The 19450-nt window shown below is 67.6% G+C and carries 21 protein-coding genes; 10 read left to right on the plus strand and 11 right to left on the minus strand.

Annotated features, from left to right (window positions below; translation table 11 throughout):
- Window positions 1-27: 27 nt before the first annotated feature.
- Entirely contained in the window at window positions 28-1368 is a 1341-nt protein-coding gene (locus AC1M0F_RS11550) for a glutamyl-tRNA reductase (protein WP_480238459.1), read from the plus strand.
- 64 nt (window positions 1369-1432) lie between these two features.
- Here AC1M0F_RS11550 and AC1M0F_RS11555 read toward each other — a convergent pair whose 3' ends face one another.
- The 3 genes from AC1M0F_RS11555 to AC1M0F_RS11565 form a co-directional block, all read right to left on the minus strand.
- Window positions 1433-1819 carry a DUF4190 domain-containing protein gene (locus tag AC1M0F_RS11555; RefSeq protein WP_480238369.1) on the minus strand — a complete coding sequence of 129 codons (387 nt, stop codon included), beginning with the start codon at window positions 1817-1819 and terminating at the stop codon, window positions 1433-1435.
- Window positions 1820-1934: 115 nt separating this feature from the next.
- Complete coding sequence (locus AC1M0F_RS11560; RefSeq protein ID WP_480238370.1) at window positions 1935-2135, minus strand: hypothetical protein; 201 nt, start codon at window positions 2133-2135, stop codon at window positions 1935-1937.
- Between the two features lie 103 nt (window positions 2136-2238).
- Window positions 2239-3624, minus strand: coding sequence for a glycine--tRNA ligase (locus AC1M0F_RS11565; protein WP_480238371.1), 1386 nt, complete (start codon window positions 3622-3624; stop codon window positions 2239-2241).
- Window positions 3625-3734: 110 nt separating this feature from the next.
- Here AC1M0F_RS11565 and AC1M0F_RS11570 point away from each other — a divergent pair, with 110 nt between their 5' ends.
- The 3 genes from AC1M0F_RS11570 to AC1M0F_RS11580 are packed head-to-tail and all read left to right on the plus strand — an operon-like array spanning window position 3735 to window position 5622.
- Window positions 3735-4484, plus strand: a complete 750-nt coding sequence (locus AC1M0F_RS11570) for an alpha/beta fold hydrolase (RefSeq protein WP_480238372.1) — start codon at window positions 3735-3737, stop codon at window positions 4482-4484.
- Window positions 4481-5218 carry an esterase/lipase family protein gene (locus AC1M0F_RS11575; RefSeq protein WP_480238373.1) on the plus strand — a complete coding sequence of 246 codons (738 nt, stop codon included), beginning with the start codon at window positions 4481-4483 and terminating at the stop codon, window positions 5216-5218. The genes AC1M0F_RS11570 and AC1M0F_RS11575 overlap by 4 nt, the downstream gene beginning before the upstream one ends.
- Window positions 5215-5622 (plus strand): NUDIX hydrolase, encoded by a 408-nt coding sequence (locus tag AC1M0F_RS11580; RefSeq protein ID WP_480238374.1) that lies wholly within the window; start codon window positions 5215-5217, stop codon window positions 5620-5622. The genes AC1M0F_RS11575 and AC1M0F_RS11580 overlap by 4 nt, the downstream gene beginning before the upstream one ends.
- 129 nt (window positions 5623-5751) lie before the next feature.
- On the opposite strand, the gene AC1M0F_RS11585 is transcribed toward AC1M0F_RS11580, so the two are convergent.
- Complete coding sequence (locus AC1M0F_RS11585) at window positions 5752-6159, minus strand: VOC family protein (RefSeq protein ID WP_480238375.1); 408 nt, start codon at window positions 6157-6159, stop codon at window positions 5752-5754.
- Window positions 6160-6306: 147 nt separating this feature from the next.
- On the opposite strand from AC1M0F_RS11585, the gene AC1M0F_RS11590 reads away from it, so the two are divergent.
- A complete protein-coding gene (locus AC1M0F_RS11590; RefSeq protein WP_480238376.1) occupies window positions 6307-6654 on the plus strand; it encodes an HNH endonuclease in 348 nt (115 codons plus the stop codon).
- A 1-nt stretch (window position 6655) separates the two neighbouring features.
- On the opposite strand, the gene AC1M0F_RS11595 is transcribed toward AC1M0F_RS11590, so the two are convergent.
- The 4 genes from AC1M0F_RS11595 to AC1M0F_RS11610 all read right to left on the minus strand — a co-directional run bounded on the left by AC1M0F_RS11595 (window position 6656) and on the right by AC1M0F_RS11610 (window position 11893).
- The gene (locus AC1M0F_RS11595) at window positions 6656-7585 is read right to left on the minus strand and encodes a serine hydrolase (protein WP_480238377.1); all 930 of its coding nucleotides are present in this window, start codon (window positions 7583-7585) and stop codon (window positions 6656-6658) included.
- A 181-nt stretch (window positions 7586-7766) separates the two neighbouring features.
- Window positions 7767-9782, minus strand: coding sequence for a M13 family metallopeptidase (locus tag AC1M0F_RS11600; RefSeq protein ID WP_480238378.1), 2016 nt, complete (start codon window positions 9780-9782; stop codon window positions 7767-7769).
- Between the two features lie 79 nt (window positions 9783-9861).
- Complete coding sequence (gene ctlX / locus AC1M0F_RS11605; protein ID WP_480238379.1) at window positions 9862-10851, minus strand: citrulline utilization hydrolase CtlX; 990 nt, start codon at window positions 10849-10851, stop codon at window positions 9862-9864.
- A gap of 10 nt (window positions 10852-10861) precedes the next feature.
- Window positions 10862-11893 (minus strand): ornithine cyclodeaminase, encoded by a 1032-nt coding sequence (locus AC1M0F_RS11610; protein WP_480238380.1) that lies wholly within the window; start codon window positions 11891-11893, stop codon window positions 10862-10864.
- Between the two features lie 123 nt (window positions 11894-12016).
- On the opposite strand from AC1M0F_RS11610, the gene AC1M0F_RS11615 reads away from it, so the two are divergent.
- Window positions 12017-12448, plus strand: a complete 432-nt coding sequence (locus tag AC1M0F_RS11615) for an Lrp/AsnC family transcriptional regulator (protein ID WP_480238381.1) — start codon at window positions 12017-12019, stop codon at window positions 12446-12448.
- Between the two features lie 4 nt (window positions 12449-12452).
- Here AC1M0F_RS11615 and AC1M0F_RS11620 read toward each other — a convergent pair whose 3' ends face one another.
- The 3 genes from AC1M0F_RS11620 to AC1M0F_RS11630 form a co-directional block, all read right to left on the minus strand.
- On the minus strand, window positions 12453-14072 hold the full coding sequence (locus AC1M0F_RS11620) for an ABC transporter permease (RefSeq protein WP_480238382.1): 1620 nt from the start codon (window positions 14070-14072) through the stop codon (window positions 12453-12455).
- Window positions 14069-15025: an ABC transporter ATP-binding protein gene (locus AC1M0F_RS11625; RefSeq protein WP_480238383.1), complete on the minus strand. Its 957-nt coding sequence runs from the start codon at window positions 15023-15025 to the stop codon at window positions 14069-14071. The genes AC1M0F_RS11620 and AC1M0F_RS11625 overlap by 4 nt, the downstream gene beginning before the upstream one ends.
- A gap of 67 nt (window positions 15026-15092) precedes the next feature.
- Complete coding sequence (locus AC1M0F_RS11630; protein WP_480238384.1) at window positions 15093-15452, minus strand: VOC family protein; 360 nt, start codon at window positions 15450-15452, stop codon at window positions 15093-15095.
- A gap of 86 nt (window positions 15453-15538) precedes the next feature.
- On the opposite strand from AC1M0F_RS11630, the gene AC1M0F_RS11635 reads away from it, so the two are divergent.
- From AC1M0F_RS11635 to AC1M0F_RS11650, 4 genes are all read left to right on the plus strand, one after another.
- Window positions 15539-16852 (plus strand): MATE family efflux transporter, encoded by a 1314-nt coding sequence (locus AC1M0F_RS11635; protein WP_480238385.1) that lies wholly within the window; start codon window positions 15539-15541, stop codon window positions 16850-16852.
- Window positions 16853-16889: 37 nt separating this feature from the next.
- Window positions 16890-17456 carry an RBBP9/YdeN family alpha/beta hydrolase gene (locus AC1M0F_RS11640; RefSeq protein ID WP_480238386.1) on the plus strand — a complete coding sequence of 189 codons (567 nt, stop codon included), beginning with the start codon at window positions 16890-16892 and terminating at the stop codon, window positions 17454-17456.
- Between the two features lie 170 nt (window positions 17457-17626).
- Window positions 17627-18553: an ABC transporter ATP-binding protein gene (locus AC1M0F_RS11645; RefSeq protein ID WP_480238387.1), complete on the plus strand. Its 927-nt coding sequence runs from the start codon at window positions 17627-17629 to the stop codon at window positions 18551-18553.
- Window positions 18546-19418, plus strand: a complete 873-nt coding sequence (locus AC1M0F_RS11650) for an ABC transporter permease (RefSeq protein ID WP_480238388.1) — start codon at window positions 18546-18548, stop codon at window positions 19416-19418. Before AC1M0F_RS11645 ends, AC1M0F_RS11650 begins: the two co-directional genes overlap by 8 nt.
- The last annotated feature ends 32 nt before the right edge of the window (window positions 19419-19450 follow it).

Here is a 19450-nt window from a genome sequence, read left to right on the forward strand (position 1 = left end):
GGGAGCGGCTATCCTTGGAGGGTGCTCATGTGTCTGACGGCGAGTCACAAAAACGCCTCCTTCGACCTGCTCGAGCGACTCTCCGGGGGCGCCGAGTCGGTCGGTCGACGAATCACCGGGCACTCGGAATGTGTCGCGGGAGCGGTCGTCATCTCGACCTGCAACCGCTTCGAGGCCTACATCGACCTCGACGAACCGGTCACGGCCGGCCAGCAGGTCGGAATCGAAGCGGCCACGGCCGCGATCAGTGCGGCAACGGGAATCCCGGCCGGTCAGCTGCACGAGACCTGGAGCGTCCACACGGATGAAGAGGCCGCACGGCATCTCTTCGCCGTGTCTGCCGGGCTCGAATCCGTCATCGTCGGCGAGGGTGAGATCGCCGGCCAGGTGCGGCGCTCGCTCGAGACCGCTCGGGAAGCAGGAACCACCACGAGCGACCTCGAGCGGCTGTTCCAGCGGGCATCCCAGACATCACGCGGGGTGAAGAACAACACCCCACTCGGCCGCGCCGGCCGCTCGATCGTCCGGCTGGCCCTCGACCTCGCGGAGAGCCGTATCGTCGACTGGTCGAGGGTCCGCGTGCTCCTCATCGGTACAGGCGCATACGCCGGCGCCAGCCTCGCCGCGCTCCGCGACCGCGGGGTGACCGACGTCGCCGTCTACTCCCCCTCCGGCCGCGCCGCCCGATTCGCCGCGAGCCACTCGATCCGTGCCGTCGAAGCGGATGCCTTCGCCCGCGAGGCCGCTGACGCCACCATCATCGTCACCTGCACGACGGCATCCGGCTTCGTCCTCGACGCGGCGGCGCTCACCGCAGGGCGCGCAGCACTCAGCGAGAACCTGCCCGCCTTCGAACACGACGCCACACCCGGCTGCCCTGTCGACCACTCGGCCGGCCAGCTCGTGATCGACCTCGGTCTGCCGCGCAACGTCGACCCCGATGTCGCTGGCGTGCACGGCGTCGACCTGCTCGACCTGGAGACGATCCGCATCCACGCCCCGCTCGAGGAACTGCAGGCAACGGATCACGCCCACCAGATCGTGGACAGGGCAGCGCGCAAGTTCGCGACGGTGACCGACGAGCAGAGCCTCGCTCCCGCCGTTGTCGCCTTGAGGAAGCGGGCGCACGACGTGCTCGAGGCCGAGATCGCCCGGGTCGCCCCCAGGGACCCCAACGGAGTCGCCGAGCAGGCACTGCGGCACATGATGGGTCGGCTGCTGCACGCGCCGACCGTCCGCGCCCGCGAGCTCGCCCGGGCGGGAGACGCCCAGCGCTACCTCGACGCGCTCGACGCGCTCCTCGGACTGACGGTCGAGATCGAGCAGGAGAACGTCATCGAGCTCGTGGAAGACGAAGCGGCGTCCTGACCGTCGCCCCCGCGCACGAAAAACGCCCCGCCACGAATTCGTGGCGGGGCGTTCTTGCGGGTTCTCAGTACGAGTAGTCGATCGAGCCGGCAGTGCCCAGGAGGGCGATGAACGCGAAGATCGCGATGATGTAGCCGATCGTGTAGAGCGCGCCGATGATGATACCGATGATCGCGAGGACCTTGCCCTGCTCGCCGGTCTTCTTGATCTGGTTCAGCGAGATGATGCCGAGGACGATCGAGATCAGCGAGAAGCCGATGACCGCGCTCACCAGGGTGATGATCGAGAGGACGTTCCACTTCGGGTTCGGCTGGCCGGGCTGGCCGTATGCCGGAGCACCGTACGGTGCCTGCTGCTGTGGGGCACCGTACTGCGGAGCCTGGGGCGGGTTCTGGCCGTAGGGCTGGTTCGAACCGGCCGGGGGTACTGGCGGGGTGTTGTTGTCAGTCATTGTGCTCCTTCGTAAGCCGGGTTCCATGCTGGCAGTACCGCCATGGGGTGTCAACGACCGTGACGGTGTGTGGCATGGGCAGTTGTCCCCGTCTTCACGGGACAAAAGGCGCTGGTCAGAGGGGATTGCCCCCGCCTCGGACCATGTGCGCTCCCCCGGACGCCGCTTCGGCTTCGACTCTTTCGGGCGGATACCGGTCCGTTCCCGGCAGCGCCTCGAATCGACGAGCCCGGGCATCACGGCGTGCGAGCAGGAAGGCGACCGTCACGGCGCCGACGGCGACGAGGCCGAGAACGATCATCAGAACGGTGTCCATGGGTGCTCCTTCGTGGTCCCTCAACCTATCCATGCCGGCCACAACCGGGCAAGAAGACAGGCCGCCCCGTTCGGGGCGGCCTGTCTTCTGACGCGGAAGGAAGCTATGCGCCCTTGAGCCGCTCTGCGAGGTAGAGGTAGAGCTTGTCGATCGGCACCCGCTCCTGCGCCATGGTGTCTCGGTCACGCACGGTGACGGCGTGGTCTTCGAGCGAGTCGAAGTCGACGGTGACGCAGTACGGTGTGCCGACCTCGTCCTGGCGGCGGTACCGGCGGCCGATGGCCCCGGCGTCGTCGAAGTCGATGTTCCACGATTCGCGCAGCTCGGCGGCGATCTTCTTGGCCACAGGAGACAGTGCCTCGTTGCGGCTGAGCGGGAGCACCGCTGCCTTGACCGGCGCGAGGCGCGGGTCGAGCTTCAGCACGGTGCGCTTGTCCGTTCCACCCTTCGCGTTCGGCACTTCCTCCTCGTGGTACGCGTCGACGAGGAACGCCATGAGTGAGCGGGTCAGGCCGGCCGCCGGTTCGATGACGTACGGCACCCAGCGCTCGTTCTTGCCCTGGTCGAAGAACGAGAGGTCCTTGCCGGAGTGCTCGGCGTGGGTCGTCAGGTCGAAGTCGGTGCGGTTCGCGACGCCCTCGAGCTCGCCCCAGTCGCCACCGACGAAGCCGAACTTGTACTCGATGTCGACGGTGCGCTTCGAGTAGTGCGACAACTTCTCCTGCGGGTGCTCGAAGAGGCGCAGGTTCTCCGGGTCGATGCCGAGGTCGGTGTACCAGGCGAACCGGTAGTCGATCCAGTACTGGTGCCATTCTTCGTCCGAACCGGGTTCGACGAAGAACTCGAGCTCCATCTGCTCGAACTCGCGGGTCCGGAAGATGAAGTTCCCCGGCGTGATCTCGTTGCGGAACGACTTGCCGATCTGGCCGACGCCGAACGGCGGCTTCATCCGCGCGGCCTGCAGCACGTTGGCGAAGTTCACGAAGATTCCCTGCGCGGTCTCGGGGCGCAGATAGTTCATGCCCGACTCGTCCTCGACCGGGCCGAGGTACGTCTTGAGCATCATGTTGAAGTCGCGAGGAGGCGTCCACTCACCACGGGTACCGCAGTTCGGGCAGGCGATGTCGAGCATGCCGTTCTCCGGGGCACGGCCCTTCTTCTCCTCGAATGCCTCGAGGAGGTGGTCCTCGCGGAACCGCTTGTGGCAGTGCAGGCACTCGACGAGCGGGTCGGTGAAGACCCCGACGTGGCCGGATGCCTCCCAGACCTTCTTCGGGAGGATGACGCTGGAGTCGAGCCCGACGACGTCGTCACGCCGGGTGACCATGTACTTCCACCACTGCCGCTTGATGTTCTCCTTGAGCTCGACACCGAGCGGGCCGTAGTCCCAGGCGGATCGCGAGCCTCCGTAGATCTCACCGGCCTGGAAGACGAATCCGCGATGGCGGGCGAGGGCGATGACTGAGTCGAGACGGCTGGATGCGGCCACTGTGGCTCCTGATGCGAACGGGGCCCGTGCCGGCTGCACGGACGCTTCTCAAGCTTAGCCGCGCGGCTCACGCCCGGTCGCCGGACAGGTGTCGTCCGTAGACTGGCGCCATGCCTGCTCCGCACACCACCGAGTTCCGGTCTCGCGAGCGGGTGACCGTGATCGCCGAGAGCGGTGTGCACACAGGACCGAGCTACATCCTGCTCCACGGGATCGGGATGGGACGCCGATACTGGGGTGACCTCACCGACGCCCTCGGCGCCACCGGTCGCGTCTACGCGCTCGACCTTCCCGGCTTCGGCGATGCTCCTGAGCCCGAGGCTCCTCTCGACATGCAGCAGTCGGGCGATCTGATCGCGGAGCTCGTCAACCAGCTCCGGATCGCGGACCCGGTGCTCGTCGGGCATTCCATGGGCTCCCAGGTCGCCGTCGAAGCCGCTGCACGGCATCCTGACGTCTTCGACTGCGTCGTGCTGATCAGTCCCACCGTCAACCCCGACGAGCGCGGCGCCAGGATCCAGGCCGTCCGGCTGGCGCAGGACCTCTGGGGCGCGCAAGCCCGGGTGCTCGGGTACGGGCTCGTCTATTACGTCAAGGCCGGGCCGCGCTGGTACTTCAAGACCCTGCGGACGATGATGGATCACCGGGTGGAGAAAACCATGCCGCACGTGAAGGCACGCACACTCGTCGTGCGAGGGAGTGAAGACAAGCTCTGTCCGAGGAGCTGGGTCGACCGGATCGTCGCGGTGATCCCGCGGTCGAGGCTCGTCGAGGTGCACGGAACAGGACACGAGGTGATGATGACGAACGGCAGGACGGTAGCCGCGCACATCGCCCGCCACGCGGAGGGACGGCAATGAACGAACTGCTGAACAAGGCCCGGATCTGGGCGCGCGACTACGTCGACGCCGCCGTCGTGCACACCGGGTCGGTGCTGCGATGGCGGGTGCCTGCTTCGTTCGGCACCGGTCAGCCGGGCAAGCCGACCATCGTCCTCATTCCCGGCGTCTACGAACGCTGGAGCTTTCTCCGCCCCATCGCCGAGAACCTCAACGCGGCCGGCTACCCGATCAGTGTCGTGCACGGGCTGGGCTACAACCGGCGGCCGATCGTCGAGACGTCTGAGCGTCTCGCGCGCGCCCTGTCGCAGGTCACCGCCAATCCGGCCGGACGGATGATCGTGGCTCACAGCAAGGGCGGGCTGGTCGGCAAGCATCTGCTGCTGTCACGACGCGACGACCTGCACCTGCGAGGGCTGGTCGCCATCGCCACCCCCTTCGGCGGTTCCCGCTACGCCAAGTACGTGATCGGCAGGACGCTGAGGGCGTTCCTCCCGACGGACGAGACGATCGTGAGCCTCGGCAGCCAGGCGAGCGCGAACGGGCACATCGTGTCGATCTTCGGCGGCTTCGACCCACACGTGCCGGACGGAAGCGTCCTCGAAGGCGCAACGAATGTCCTGCTCCCCGTCGACGGGCACTTCCGCATCCTGCACCGCGAGGAGACGCTCGTCGCCGTCCGCGATGCCGTCGCGTTGCTCGAACGGGCAAGCGACGAGGCATCCGTGGGTGCAGACTCCGGTGAGATTCGGTGACCGGCCTCCCCGACATCGAGGTCGCCGCTGTCGCACTCCTCCGGGATCGCCGGATGCTCATGGTCACCGCCCGCGGCCGCGACGTTATCTACCTCCCCGGCGGCAAGATCGACGACGGAGAGTCCGCAGCGGATGCCGCCGCCCGTGAAACCCGCGAAGAGGTGGCGGTGGAGCTCGTACCCGGATCCGTCCGCGAGCTGTTCACTGTCGTGACGCAGGCGCATGGCGAGCCGGACGGCAGGCAGGTGCGCATGGTCGTGTTCTCGGCCGAGACCGAGGGAGAACCGCAGCCGAGTGCCGAGGTGAGCGAGCTGCACTGGGTGACCACAGGGGACCTGCACCGGTGCCCGCCCGCCGGCGCCGAGGTGCTGAGGCGGCTGGCGGCGCTGGGTCTGATCGACTGAACTTCACCGTCCCGAACGTCGGAGAATTTCGTCGACCCACGCCATCAGTGGGCGAAACTCGCTCGGACTCGCGAAAACTCCGCCGTTGCGAACGCGACGCCCCCGGTCACTGAGCCTGTCGACGTGCGATCAGCGGGCCGCGGGCTGGTCCAGCTCCTGGAACAGCGTGATGTGCAGGTCCGGCGCATCGAGCCGCGCGTTCAGCGAGTTCCACGGCGTCAGAGTGGCGGGCGCCACGAGCGTCGCCCCGGCCGCAGTGAGTTCGTCGGCCTCGCCAGCGGCATCCGCGACCTCGAAAGCCACGCGCATCTTCGGCGCGACCTGCCTGCCGACCTCGACGTCGTCGATCATCCGCTTCTGCGCGCTGTTGGCGATCTCGAGGGTCGCCCGTCCGGCGTCGAGGATCATGACGCGCGCGTCCCCATCGCCCTCGAAGGCGGCCTCCTCGTCCAGCCCGAGCGCGTCGCGGTAGAACGCGACAGCCGCGTCGTAATCGTCGGCCTCGACGACGAGTCGCATCTGCAGAACCTTGCCCATCGTGTGTCCTCTCACTGCATCGGTGACGAGTGCAACCACGCGATGCCCTCTCTGCTTCCCGACCTTCGCGGTCGACGTGCCTATGCTGGGACGATGGCGCTCAACCACAGTCGCAAGGTCAGAGCCGCTCGAAGACGGAAGCGCAGGATGGATCGTGTCGAGCACGATCTCAGCGACGCGCAGTGGACGGCTCTCAAGTCGGCCTGGGGTGGCTGTGCGTATTGCGGCGCGATCGACAAGCCGCTTCAGCGCGACTGCGTCCTGGCGCTTTCCCGCGGCGGACGTTACACACTCGACAACATTGCGCCGGCGTGCGGCTCCTGCAATGCCAGCAAGTGCAACGAGGAGGTCACCCGGTGGCTGCGGCGGAAGCGGCTCGACGAGCGGGCGTTCCTGCTGCGCCACGTGGAGATCACCGCGATGCTCGCACTGGAGTTCGGTGCCGAACCCCAGAAGACTCCTGTCACGGATAGTGCCGTGCCCGGCCACCAGTGAACTAGTGGATGTACTCGACGAGGTCCAGTCCGACTGTGTGCATCGCGTCGTAGACGGCAAGCCTCGTCGACAGGTCCGTGTCGGCGAACGACACGGCGATCGCGTATGCGACCCCGGCCCGCGGTCCGCGCACCACACCGGCGTCGGCTCGAACTCCAGCGTCCACACCGGTCTTGTTGAACATCTGGATGCCGTGATCACCCGAGCGGTGCGACAACGGGTCCATGCCGAATGCAGAGGCGACCATCGAGAGGTCCGCGTTGAGCGACAGCCAGCCGGCCACCCTCTGGCTCGTGGACTGGTCGACGATCTCACCCCTGGCGAGCGCGGAGAACAGCCACGCGATCTCCTTCATCGAGCCGACGGAGAGGTGCGGTGCGTCGTCCGGTCCGCGGTGGTCGCGAACCCGGTCGAGGAGGGCCGTGCGCTTGAGGCCGATGGACTCGGCGCGCCTGCGCACGGAGTCAAGGCCGATGAGACGCAGCAGCACGTTCGTGGCGAGGTTGTCGCTCGTGGCACCGACGAGCGCGGCGAGGTCGGCGACGGGCAGCGACGGTGCCTGGAGGTGCTGCCAGATGCCTGAGTCGCCGACCGAGTCGTTCGACTCGCGGTCGAGGATGGTCAGAGCCGCGAACTCGGTGTCGTCCAGCCGCGCGGCCACGTCCACGAGGAGCAGCACTTTGCCGATGGACGCGGTCGGCATGACCACGTAGTCGTCGACACTGAGCAGTTCGGCGCCGGTCGACAGATCGGTGACGCGCGCGGACACCTGCACGCCGTTGCGGGCCAGGTAACCGAGGGCCTTGAGGCTTCTCGAGAACGTCTCTGCAGGCTCAGCGGAGCGGTGCCGTGCGCGGCGCCGCTCACGCTGCCGTGATCTGCCTCGTGACTGCGGTGCAGCCGGGTGTTGCGTCGACGGTGCCACTGGCATGAATCTCCGTTGAGTGGATCGGCGCGTCCCCACACCCGCTCTCGCGGTCGTCCCGATCAGAGTTTTTCTGGATCCCGGCCGGGAGTGCTGATGCCGTCCCGTCCGCCACACGGACGGGAGAGCGATGCGTCGTGGCCGTGTCCCCAGTATCGCAGACTTGCCGCGATCGCGAGGGGGCGATCTACCAGATCGTGACCCGCTGCGCAGGGTCGAGCCAGAGCGCATCGGAGGATGTCACTCCGAAGGTCTCGTAGTACTCGTCGATGTTCCGGACGATCTGGTTGCACCTGAACTCGTTCGGGGAGTGCGGGTCGATGGCGAGCAGACGGATCACCTCGGCGTCGCGCGCCTTCTGCTGCCAGGCCTGGGCCCAGGAGAGGAAGAAACGCTCGGCCCCGCTGAGTCCGTCGACGACCGGCGGCGCCTCCCCAGCGAGGGAGATCAGGTACGCCTTCCACGCGATCGAGAGGCCTCCGAGGTCGCCGATGTTCTCACCGATGGTGAGGGCGCCGTTGACGTGGTGGTCGGGCACCTGCGCTGGGGCGAGGGCGTTGTACTGGGCGATCAGCGACGCCGTGCGCTTCTCGAACGCCTTCCGGTCCTTCGACGTCCACCAGTCGGTGAGTTTGCCGTCACCGTCGTACTTCGATCCCTGGTCGTCGAAGCCGTGCCCGATCTCGTGACCGATGACGGCGCCGATCGCACCGTAGTTCGCCGCGGCATCCCGGTTCTCGTCGAAGAACGGGAACTGGAGGATGGCCGCAGGGAAGACGATCTCGTTGAACCCGGGGTTGTAATAGGCGTTGATGGTCTGCGGCGTCATGAACCACTCGTCCCGGTCCAGCGGCTTGCCGATCTTGCCGAGCTCGCGGTTGAACTCGAACAGACTGGCCCTGCGGACGTTGCCGATCAGGTCGGTGCGCTGCACGTCGAGACCGGAGTAGTCGCGCCATTTCGACGGGAAGCCGATCTTCGGGGTGAACTTCTCGAGCTTCTCGAGCGCGCGCTTGCGGGTGTCGTTGCCCATCCACTCGAGCGTCGTGATGGACTGCCTGTAGGCCTCGACGAGGTTCTGGACGAGCACGTCCATCGACGCCTTGGCCTGCGGCGGGAAGTGCCTGTCGACGTAGATCTTGCCGACGGCCTCGCCCAGGACGCCCTCGACGAGGGAGACGCCGCGTTTCCACCGGTCGCGGATCTCGGGGGTGCCGGAGAGAGTGCGTCCGTAGAAGGCGAAGTTGGATTCCACGAACTCGGTCGAGAGGTACGGTGCTGCCCCGTGGATGACCTTCCACGCCAGCCAGTCCTTCCAGGCCTCGAGCTTCGACGTCACGAGCAGGGGCGCCAGGCCGGCGAAGAAGCTGGGCTGGCGGACGACGAGCTCGTCGAACGCCCCGTCTGGGGCGCCGAGCGCCTCGAGCCATCCGTCGATGAGGGCACGGCCGGCTGGCCCACCGTCGAACAGTGCGCCGGCTTCATCCCAGGTGTGCAGGTTGTATGTGGCTTCACTGTCGCGGGAGCGCACGTTGTCCCAGTGCACGGCGGCGATGGCCGTCTCGATGTCGAACACGTGCTGCGCGCGGGCGGCGGCGTTGCGGAACTGCGCACCGCCGGGGATGCCGTCTGCGACGAGTTCGAAGAGATGCTGCACGTGCGACACGTATGCGGAACGGATCGACGCGAATTTCTCCTCGCGGTAGTAGCTCTCGTCGGGCAGCGAGATGCCGCCCTGCTCGACGAGGACGAGGTAGCGCTCGGGGTTACCCGGGTCGTTGTCGACGTAGAGCTGGAAGAATCCGCTCACTCCGGCGCGATCGAACTGGGCCGTGGTGCGAACGAGCTGCTCGATCGAGTTGACGTTCTCGATCGCGGCGAGCTGCCCGGCGATCGGGGTGGCGCCGAGGGCCTCGATCAGGTCCTCGTCCATGAAGCTCGCGTAGAGGTCGCCTACCTTGCGCTGCTCAGGGTCCGTGTTCTCGTCCTCAGGAGCATCCTGTGCCTCGAGGATGATCGTCTGGACGGCCTTCTCGGCCTCCTCGGCCAGCATGTGGAACGATCCCCAGCGCGCCTTGTCCGACGGGATGTCCGTGCGGTCGAGCCACTTCCCGTTGACGTGCCGGTACAGGTCGTCCTGCGGCCGCACCGCCGGGTCGAGCTCGTCGAGGGTGATGCCGGAGGGAAGAGCAGCGTCAGTCATGATTCCACCCTAGGAGACTGCGGATGTTTCCGGGCGGGCAATTCTCGCCCGGCGTCACAGCGAACTCGAGATGTCCGGCTCAGGCCGCCGGGACCGGATCGCTGAGTTCCGCGTACGAGGGCCCAGCCACTTCCGACCACTCGGGGGCGACGGGGCGCGCTTCGAGATGGATGCCTGCGATCATGCAGCGGATCGATCCCCCGGCGAGTTCGATCGTCGGGATCGACAGGGGAAGCACGGTGCAACTCTTCTCGATGACCGCCCTCTGGTTCTCGTCGAGGCTGTCGAGGGCACGCGTCGACATCGCCAGGATCCGCCCGTCCTCCCCCTCCAGTTCGATGGCGTTGCCGGCGAACTCGCGAATCTGGTGGTGCGACAGCGCGAGAACGGACCTGCGGCGGCCGCGGAGCCGGTCCGCGACCTCCCTGCGCCGGGCCTCGACGCTGATGAGATCGAGACCGACGAGCACGAAGTCGGTGGCGATGCACATCATGACGTTGGTGTGATAGACCGGGACGCCGTGCTCGTCCGTGGCGTCGAACGCGATGGGCTCGTAGCCGAAATCCGTGCAGAACCGCTCCAGGGCGACGGGGTCGGCCCGGTTGGAGCGGGCGACGTAGGCGATCCGTGCTTCGTGGTCGAGCACCATGGCCCCCGTGCCTTCCAGGAAGACACCGTCAGGTTCCAGTCCGGAGTAGTCGGTGACCGTCTGCACGCGATAGCCGGCTTTCAGCATCTCGACGACATCCGTCCTGCGTTCCCCTCGCCTCGACGCCGCGAACATCGGGAACAGCGCGACGTGACCACCGGCGTGGGTGGAGAGCCAGTTGTTCGGGAACACGCTGTCCGGGCGTGTGTGCTCCTCGTCGTCGAAGAGGTGGACCGTCACCCCGGCCCGGTCCAGGGCCTCGGCGACTGCGGTGACCTCGTCGTACGCCCGGAGGGCGAGTTCACCCGGGTCCTCACCCGTGGCCTGCGACTGGAACGCGTTGTCCTGCGCGGTCTCGGGATTGGGACGGAATCGACTCGGCCGGATCAGGATGACGGACGACGGCGCCTGGGCGGACATGCCTGCCGCCTCAGGTGCCGACGGGGGACAGCACGCCGACGAGACCGAAGAGGTCCTTCGGATCCTCAGGCTCCGCAACGAGGTCGAGCACGTCGAAGAAGTCGGTACCGACCACCGCGTCGCTGACGTATCGCAGCGCGGAGAAGTCCTCGATCGCGAAGCCGACCGAGTCGAAGAGGGTGACCTGCTCGCGGGACGACCGTCCGGCCGCGCGTCCGAGGAGGACCTGCCAGAGCTCGGTGACCGGGAAGTCCGCCTGAGCCTGCTGGATCTCGCCTTCGATCCGGGTCTGCGGGGTGTACTCGACGAACACATCGGCGGTGTCGAGGATGGCGGCGTCCAACTCGGTCTTGCCAGGGCAGTCACCGCCGATCGCATTGAGGTGCATCCCCGGCTCGATCCAGTCCGCGTGGAGCACGGTGGCCTGGGTCTTGTCGGCCGTGCACGTGGTCACGATGTCCGCGCCACGAACGGCTTCCCTCGCCGACGAGGCGAGAGTCACGTCGAAGCCGAGCGGCGCCATGTTGCGGGCGAACTTCTGCATCGCCTTCTCGTCGGTGTCCCACACCGTGAGAGTGTCGATGCCGAGCACGGCACGGAAGCCGAGGGCCTGGAACTCGGACTGGCTGCCGGTCCCGATGAGCGCCAGTCGCCGGGAGTCTGGCCTGGCGAGGTGTTTCGCGACCATCGCCGACGTCGCTGCCGTCCTCAGCGCCGTAAGAAGCGTCATCTCCGCCATGAACACCGGATAGCCGTTGTGCACGTCGGCGAGGGCACCGAACGCGGTGACGGTCTGGAAACCCCTGCCGGGGTTGGACGGGTGCCCGTTGACGTACTTGAATGCGTAGGTCTCGTTGTCGCTCGTCGGCATCAACTCGATCACGCCGAACGGGGTGTGACTCGCTATCCTGGGCGTCTTGTCGAACGCTTCCCAGCGACGGAAGTCATCTTCGACGTATCGCGCCATCCCGGCGATGATGCTCTCGACGCCGGCGGCCGAGGCCCAGCGCACCATGTTTCGCACGTCGACGAATCTGGTCATTCCGGTGACCTCCTTCTTCGCTGTCAACGCTACGGATCGACGATCTGCAACGACAATGAGCAATTCGCTCAGTCTTGACGGGGTAGTCCGCCACAACGACAGACCCGGTTGTACACTCTGCTCATGGCATCCTTCACCGACCTGGACCGACGACTTCTGGCGGCCCTGCGCGAGAACGGCCGAGCGCCCGTCGCCGAGCTGGCGAGGACGCTCGAGGTCTCCCGGGCGACGGTGACCAGCCGCCTCGACAAACTCGTGTCGGCAGGCGTCATCGTCGGTTTCTCGGTGCGCATCCGTGACGACAGCGAGCTCGACACCGTTCGCGCCGTGTCGCTCATCGAGGTCGAGGGACGGTCGACAGACGCCGTGATCCGCAAGCTGCGCGGATTTCCGGAAATCGAGGCCCTTCACTCGACGAACGGGGGTTGGGACCTCGTCGCCGAACTCCGCACCTCGAGTCTCGCGGACTTCGACCGGGTTCTCGGGCGGATCAGGTCGGTCGACGGCGTGCTCAACAGCGAGACGAGTCTGCTGCTCACGTCGGTGATGCGCTGACCCGTCAGCCCACGGCAACGTCCCGGCGCCGGAAGAGGAGCAGCGCCGCGGCGCCCGCGACCAGCGGCAGGCCAAGCATCACGATGCCTCCACTCCAGTCGGTGTCTTCGCCGGACGGCACGGGGGTGTGGCTGAACGGCGAGAGCTCCGCCGTCCACTCCGGCAGCCCGACCAGGCTGCCGAAGACGCCGAGGAACACGGCGAGCGCGAGCAGACCCCAGCCGATCCCTGAGGTGAGCCGAGGGATGAGCGACCACACGAGCGACACGGCGCAGAGAAACAGCAGCGCCGCAGGAAGCTGAGCGAGCGCGGCGAGAACCGAGTCCTCGATGCTCTCCTCCGGCGCCCCGACCGCGAGGGCTGCGAGAACGGATGCCACGGCGCCCGCGGTAAGGACGAGCAGGATGGCGATCGCCCCCACCGTCACGTACCCGCCCGCCCAGCGGAACCGGGAGATCGGAGTGGCGAGGACGAGCTGTCCGCCGACGAGCGACTCCTCCTGGCGCAGCCGGACGACGGCCTGGATGGCACTTCCTGCAGCAACGATTCCGACGATCGTGAAGATGACCGAGATGAACGCCTCGGTCAGGGTGTCACCGCCCCGCGAGAGCCGGGCGAGCTGATCGGCGATCGGACTGTCCCCGAGGTCGGAGCTGGCGATCGCCGTTCCGAGTGATCCTCCGAAGATGCCGAAGGCCGCTCCGCCGGCGCACCAGGCGATGATCGAGGGCCACTGCAGCCGCCAGGCCAGGCCGAAGGGGCCGGAGAGCGCTCGGCTCGCTGTCGCGCGACCTCCGCTGCTCGCCAGGACGCTGTCTCCCGTGTCCCTGCGCGCCATGATGAGGAGAGCGGACCCCACGAGCACGGCGGCGAGGGCGACGTGCAGAAGCAGGGGCGCAAGGTTGTTCTCGGTGAATGGGTGCGTCTGCTGGGCCCAGCCGATCGGGGAGAGCCAGCTGAGCCAGCCACTCTCGACATACAGGCCGTCCGCCGACACCGTGCCGAAGGCATCCGCGATCCCGCGCAGCAGGTAGGCAAGCAGCACCGCGCCGACGGCCACTCCGTTCGCGGCCCGTGCGCTCGGCATGAGTTCGGATGCCACACCGCCGACCGTGAGGAACACGATGCCGACGCCGCAGAGGGACAGGCCGGTCACGATCGAGCCGGCGAGTTCCTGGCCGGCGATCAGGAGGCATCCGGCGACCGCCACCGCGAGCGTCAGGTTGACGAGGAGTCCGTAGACGAGCGTTGCCAGAGGAGGGAATGAGCGGGCTGCTGGCGTCGCGGCCACGAGTTCCGCGCGTCTGCTCTCCTCCTCAGCACGGAGGTGCCTGACCGCCAGGAAGGTATTCATCAGACCGACCAGAACGCCGATGAACGCGAGGATGGTGAAGATGAGCACGGCGTCAGCGTCTGTACCCTGCGGGACACCGCGGATGAACATGATGCTCGGGTTGGCGGCGGCCAGCCGGACGAGAAGGGTGCGCTCCTCGAGACTGCCGAAGGTGTCTTGCAGGGCGAGCGCCGAAAAGAGGACGAGAGCCGAGACCGACGCCAGCCAGACCGGGATCTGGATTCGGTCACGCCGCATCCGGTGCCGGACCAGCGTTCCCAGGGTGCTCATCGGCCGGCCCGGGTGTGGCGGGCCGCTCTCCTGGTCTTGCGCGCGACGTCCGCCGTCAGGTCGCCGTAGTGGCGCAGGAACAGTTCCTCGAGCGATGGCGGCGTCACGGTCAGTCCTCGGACCCGGAGAGCGGCGAGGGTCGGAAGAACGTCCACGAGTTCGTCGCTGTCTGCCGTGAATTTCGCGCGGGCGCCGTCGATCACGAGGTCGTGGCTGCCGGGGATCCCCTGCAGGTCGGTCTCGCTGAGGCCGTCGACCGCGAAGGCGACTTCGGTGCGCGTGAGGTGCCGGAGTTCGGCGAGGGTCCCGGTTTCGACGATGCGGCCTGAGCGGATGATGCTCACCCGGTCACAGAGCTGCTCCACCTCGCTGAGGATGTGGCTCGACAGGAGCACCGTGGCGCCCTCGGCGACCAGGGCGCCGAGCTCACGGCGGAACACCGCCTCCATCAGCGGGTCGAGGCCGGCGGTGGGCTCATCGAGCAGGTACAGGCTGGCCGGGGTGGCGAATGCGGCGATGAGCGCGACCTTCTGGCGGTTCCCCGTCGAGTAGGTGTGGCCCTTTCGGCTCGGGTCGAACTGGAAGACCTCGATGAGGTGGGCACGACGGGCGGCGTACTGCACAGGATCGTCGATGCCCCTCAGCCTGCTGAGCAGGTCGATGGCTTCGCCACCTGTGAGCGTCGGCCAGAGGGCGACACCGCCGGGGACGTATGCCATCCGGCGGTGGAGCGCAACGGCATCCGTCCAGGGGTTCCTGTCGAAGACGGACACACTGCCGGACGTCGCCCTGGCCAGGCCGAGGAGGATCCGGATCGTGGTCGACTTGCCTGCGCCGTTCGGACCGAGGAAGCCATGGATCTCTCCCGAGGCCACGGAGAGGTCGAGGCCGTCGAGAGCCCGCGTGTGACCGTAGTGCTTTCGCAGGTCATGCGCCGAAATGACAGTGCTCATGCTGCGGACATTACGCCTCGCACCGGATGTTGTTAAGGGGTTCCCTCGCGTGTCGCGGCAGCGTCGGTCAGTCGTCGACACACAAACAGAACGGATGCCCGGCTGGGTCGAGGTAAACCCGGAAGTCGTCTTCGCGGTATCCGGCATCCGTTGCACCGAGGGAGAGCACCTGGGCCTCTCCCTCGTCGAGGTCGTCGACGGTGACGTCGATGTGCAGCTGCTGTGGCACCAGCTGGCCTGGCCACTGCGGCGGGGTGTACGGATCGACTCGCTGGAACGAGACCCGAGGACCTCGATCCGGCTTCCTGAGCGCGACCCAGTCGTCCCTGTCGATGATCCGCTCCATTCCGAGGAGTTCGCCGTAGAACGTTGCAAGGCGGTCAGGGTCAGGGCAGTCGAGGACGACGCTGCGGAGTTCACCGATCATGGGGAGACGTTAGCCGTGGCTCCGGTGCGGCGGCAACCCTCGCGACGGCCGAACCGGTGACAGGGGCCGGGGCTAGGCTCGAAGGCGTGCGAAAAGTCGACCGCGACATCCTGCGCCTCGCGGTCCCCGCCCTCGGCGCGCTTCTCGCCGAACCGCTGTTCCTGCTGGCCGACTCGGCCATGATCGGGCACCTCGGCGTGACACCGCTCGCCGGCCTCGGGCTCGCAGGAGCGGTGCTCCAGACGATCATCGGCCTCATGGTCTTCCTCGCATACGCCACGACTCCCGCCGTCGCCCGCCGGCTCGGAGCAGGGGACGAACCGGGCGCCGTCTCCGTCGGGATCGACGGCCTCTGGCTCGCGCTCGGCCTCGGAATCGTCCTCGCGGCGGTCGGCGCCCTGGCCACTCCGCTGTTGCTCGCGCCATTCGGCGCCGCCCCGGATGTCGCGGTCGAGGCATCCATCTATCTCTCGATCTCGATGGCCGGACTCCCCCCCATGCTCCTCGTCTTCGCGGCGACGGGGCTGCTGCGCGGGCTGCAGGACACCCGCACACCGCTGATCGTGGCCATCGCGGGTTTCGGCATCAACGTCGCCCTCAATTTCGTGTTCATCTACGTGCTCGGCTTCGGTATCGGCGGATCGGCCCTGGGGACGGTGATCGCCCAGTGGGGGATGGCCGCGGTCTACATCGTCGTCGTGCTCGCCCACGCGCGGAGGACGGGCGCATCGATCCGGCCGCATCGCGCTGGTATCTCCGGTTCCGCGATCTCCGGCGGCTGGCTGTTCGTGCGCACGCTCAGCCTGCGCGCGGCCATCCTGCTGGCCGTGTTCGTGGCGACCGATCTCGGAACGGTGGAGCTCGCCGGGTTCCAGATCGTGATGACGGTGTTCACTCTCATCGCCTTCGCCCTCGATTCGCTCGCCATCGCTGCCCAGGCGCTCATCGGCAAGGGCCTGGGCGCTGCTGACACGGTCGGCGTCCGCGCCGTGCTCGCCCGTTGCCTGCAGTGGGGCGTCGGCTCAGGGGTGGTCCTCGGGCTCGTCGTCATCGCGACGTCCGGTGTCGCCGGGCTGCTCTTCACGAGTGACCCCGAGCTCGCCGCGCTCCTGGCGCCGAGCCTCGTCGTGCTCGGGGTGAGCGTGCCGCTGGCGGGGTTCGTCTTCGTGCTCGACGGTGTGCTCATCGGGGCGGGCGACGCGCGTTATCTCGCGCTCACCGGCATCCTCAACGTGGCGCTCTTCGTGCCCCTTGCGGTCTGGGTGCTGCTCGCCGCACCCTCGGGGACGACGGGTCTCGCCCTGCTGACGGCGGCGTTCACGATCGGGTACATCGCCGCGAGGGCCGCCACCCTCGGCTGGCGGGCGCGCTCGACCGCCTGGATGCGCGTCGGCGTCTGAGCCGTCACCTCGCACGCAGGACTGGCACACTCGACTCATGCCCTCACGGATCGTCGTCGCACACGGGTACCTCGCTGCGCCGCGCAGGCACTGGTTCCCGTGGCTCGTCGAGCGGTACGGAGCGGATGTCGTCGAGGTCCCTGCGCTTCCGCATCCGAAGCATCCGCAGCTCGACGCCTGGCTCGACACCCTGGGGTCTGCGGTCGGGCAGGTCGACGACGACACCATCCTCGTCGGTCACAGCCTCGGTTCGATCACCACCCTGCGCGTGCTCGACGCTCTTCCGCGGCCGTGGACCCTGCGCGGGTTGGTCCTCGTCGCCGGCTTCGCGCAGCCGTTGCCGAATCTCCCGCAGCTGAACCCGTTCACCGCACAGCCGGTCGACTTCGCGGCGATCGCGGCCGGAGCACGCTTTCGGCACGTCTTCGGCTCGGACGACGACACGACGGTGGACCCGCCGCTGACCGCAGCACTTGCCAGGAGCCTCGATGCGCCGCTGACGATCATCCCCGGAGGAGGTCACTTCGTCGAACGGCAGGGCTGTCGCTCGATCCCCGAACTGCTACCGGTACTCGACGCGATGCTCGCCGCGTCGCCGGCGTAGTCCTCACGGAACGCTCGCGCGGGCGAATCGGCTTCGCGCGGGTGATTTTCCACCCGCGCGAAGCCGGAAGACCCGCGCGTGCCGGTGCAACGGCATCCACCGATCGGTTGACCCGGGAATCAGCCAGACCACCGCTGTCGCAACCGCCGGATGCGCGCCATCCTGTAACCATGACCCCATCAAGCCCAGGACCCCACGAGCCCACTGAGCCCGTCGTCAGGGTCCGCAACCTCGCCAAGCGCTACGGCGCCCTCTCCGCCGTCGACGGCGTGAGCTTCGACATCCACCGCGGAGAGACCTTCGCGCTGCTCGGCCCCAACGGTGCCGGCAAGTCCACCACCATCGAGATCCTCGAGGGTTACCGCGACCGCACGAGCGGCGACGTGAGCGTGCTCGGCGTCGACCCGCAGAAGGCCGGCCTCGCCTGGAAGGCGCAACTGGGTATCGTGCTCCAGTCGAGCGCCGAGGCCGCACACGTCTCGGTCCGCGAGCAGGTCGAGCAATTCGCCGCCTACTACGAGAACCCACGCGACGTCGATGATGTCATCGCCGCCGTCGGCCTGACCGAGAAGGCGAAGACCCGCATCGGCAAGCTCTCCGGCGGGCAGCGTCGCCGTGTCGACGTCGCCCTCGGTGTCATCGGTCGCCCGCAGTTGCTCTTCCTCGACGAGCCGACCACAGGCTTCGACCCCGAGGCCCGCCGCCACTTCTGGGAACTCATCCGTTCGCTGAAGGCCGACGGCACCACCATCCTCCTCACCACCCACTACCTCGACGAGGCCGCCCAGCTGGCCGACCGCGTCGCCGTGATCGCGGCCGGACGGCTGGTCGAGATCGGTCCTGTCGACACCATCGGCGGGGCGGATGCCCGTGTGCCGGTCGTCCGCTGGCGTGACGGTGACGGCATCCATGAGGAACGCACACACGCCCCCGCCGCGTTCGTCTCCCGGCTCGTTGCAGCCGGCGACAGCGAGCCACGCGACCTTGAGGTCATCCGACCCAGCCTCGAAGACGTCTACCTCGGTCTCGTCGGGGCCTCGAGCGCAACCGGCACCGTCGCAGACCCTGCCGAATCGACAGGAGCAGCCCATGTCTGACCAGACCCTCACCAGGCCGACCCCGGCGTCGCCGGTTCCCGCCCTCCCGCGCGGCCGCGGCATCCGTCTCGGATTGAAGCGGATCGGCTACGAGATCCGGGTGTACTTCCGGGTCGGCGACCAGGTGTTCTTCACCTTCCTCTTCCCGGTCGTGATGCTGTCGATCTTCGCCACGGCATTCAGCACGGCAGGCAACGTCGGCACGAACCCGGACGGCAGCGGCGGCATCAGCCAGGGCGCCTACTTCCTCCCGGGAATGGTCGCAGCAGGCATCCTCCTCTCCGGGGTGCAGAACCTCGCCACCGACATCGCCATGGAGAAGAGCGACGGCACCCTCAAACGGCTGGGTGGATCCCCGCTCCCGATGATCAGCTACTTCATCGGGAAGATGGGCCAGGTGTTCGTCACCTCGCTCGCCCAGGTCGTGCTGCTCCTGTTCGTGGCACGCGTCGTGTTCTCGATCGAGCTGCCGACGGAGCCCGAGAAGTGGGCGACATTCGCGTGGCTCTACCTGCTGGGCATCGTCACCTGCGCCGTCCTCGGCATCGCGCTGTCATCGGTCCCTCGGTCCGGAAAGAGCGCGACGGCCGTCGTGATCCCGATCGTCCTCGTCCTGCAGTTCATCTCCGGCGTCTATCTCATGTTCACGATGCTGCCTGAGTGGCTTCAGAACATCGCCAGCATCTTCCCGCTCAAGTGGCTCGCCCAGGGCATGCGCTCCGTCTTCCTGCCCGAGAGCTTCGCCGCACTCGAGCAGAACGGCACATGGGATCTCGGCTGGGTCGCCGTCAACCTCCTCATCTGGTGCGTGGTCGGCCTGGTGCTCTGCCGGCTCACCTTCCGCTGGATCCGCAAGGACGGCTGACGTTGCTGCCTCGGGAGGAAAATCAGGTGGTC

The sequence above is a fragment of the Mycetocola sp. Y719 genome (assembly GCF_056713205.1).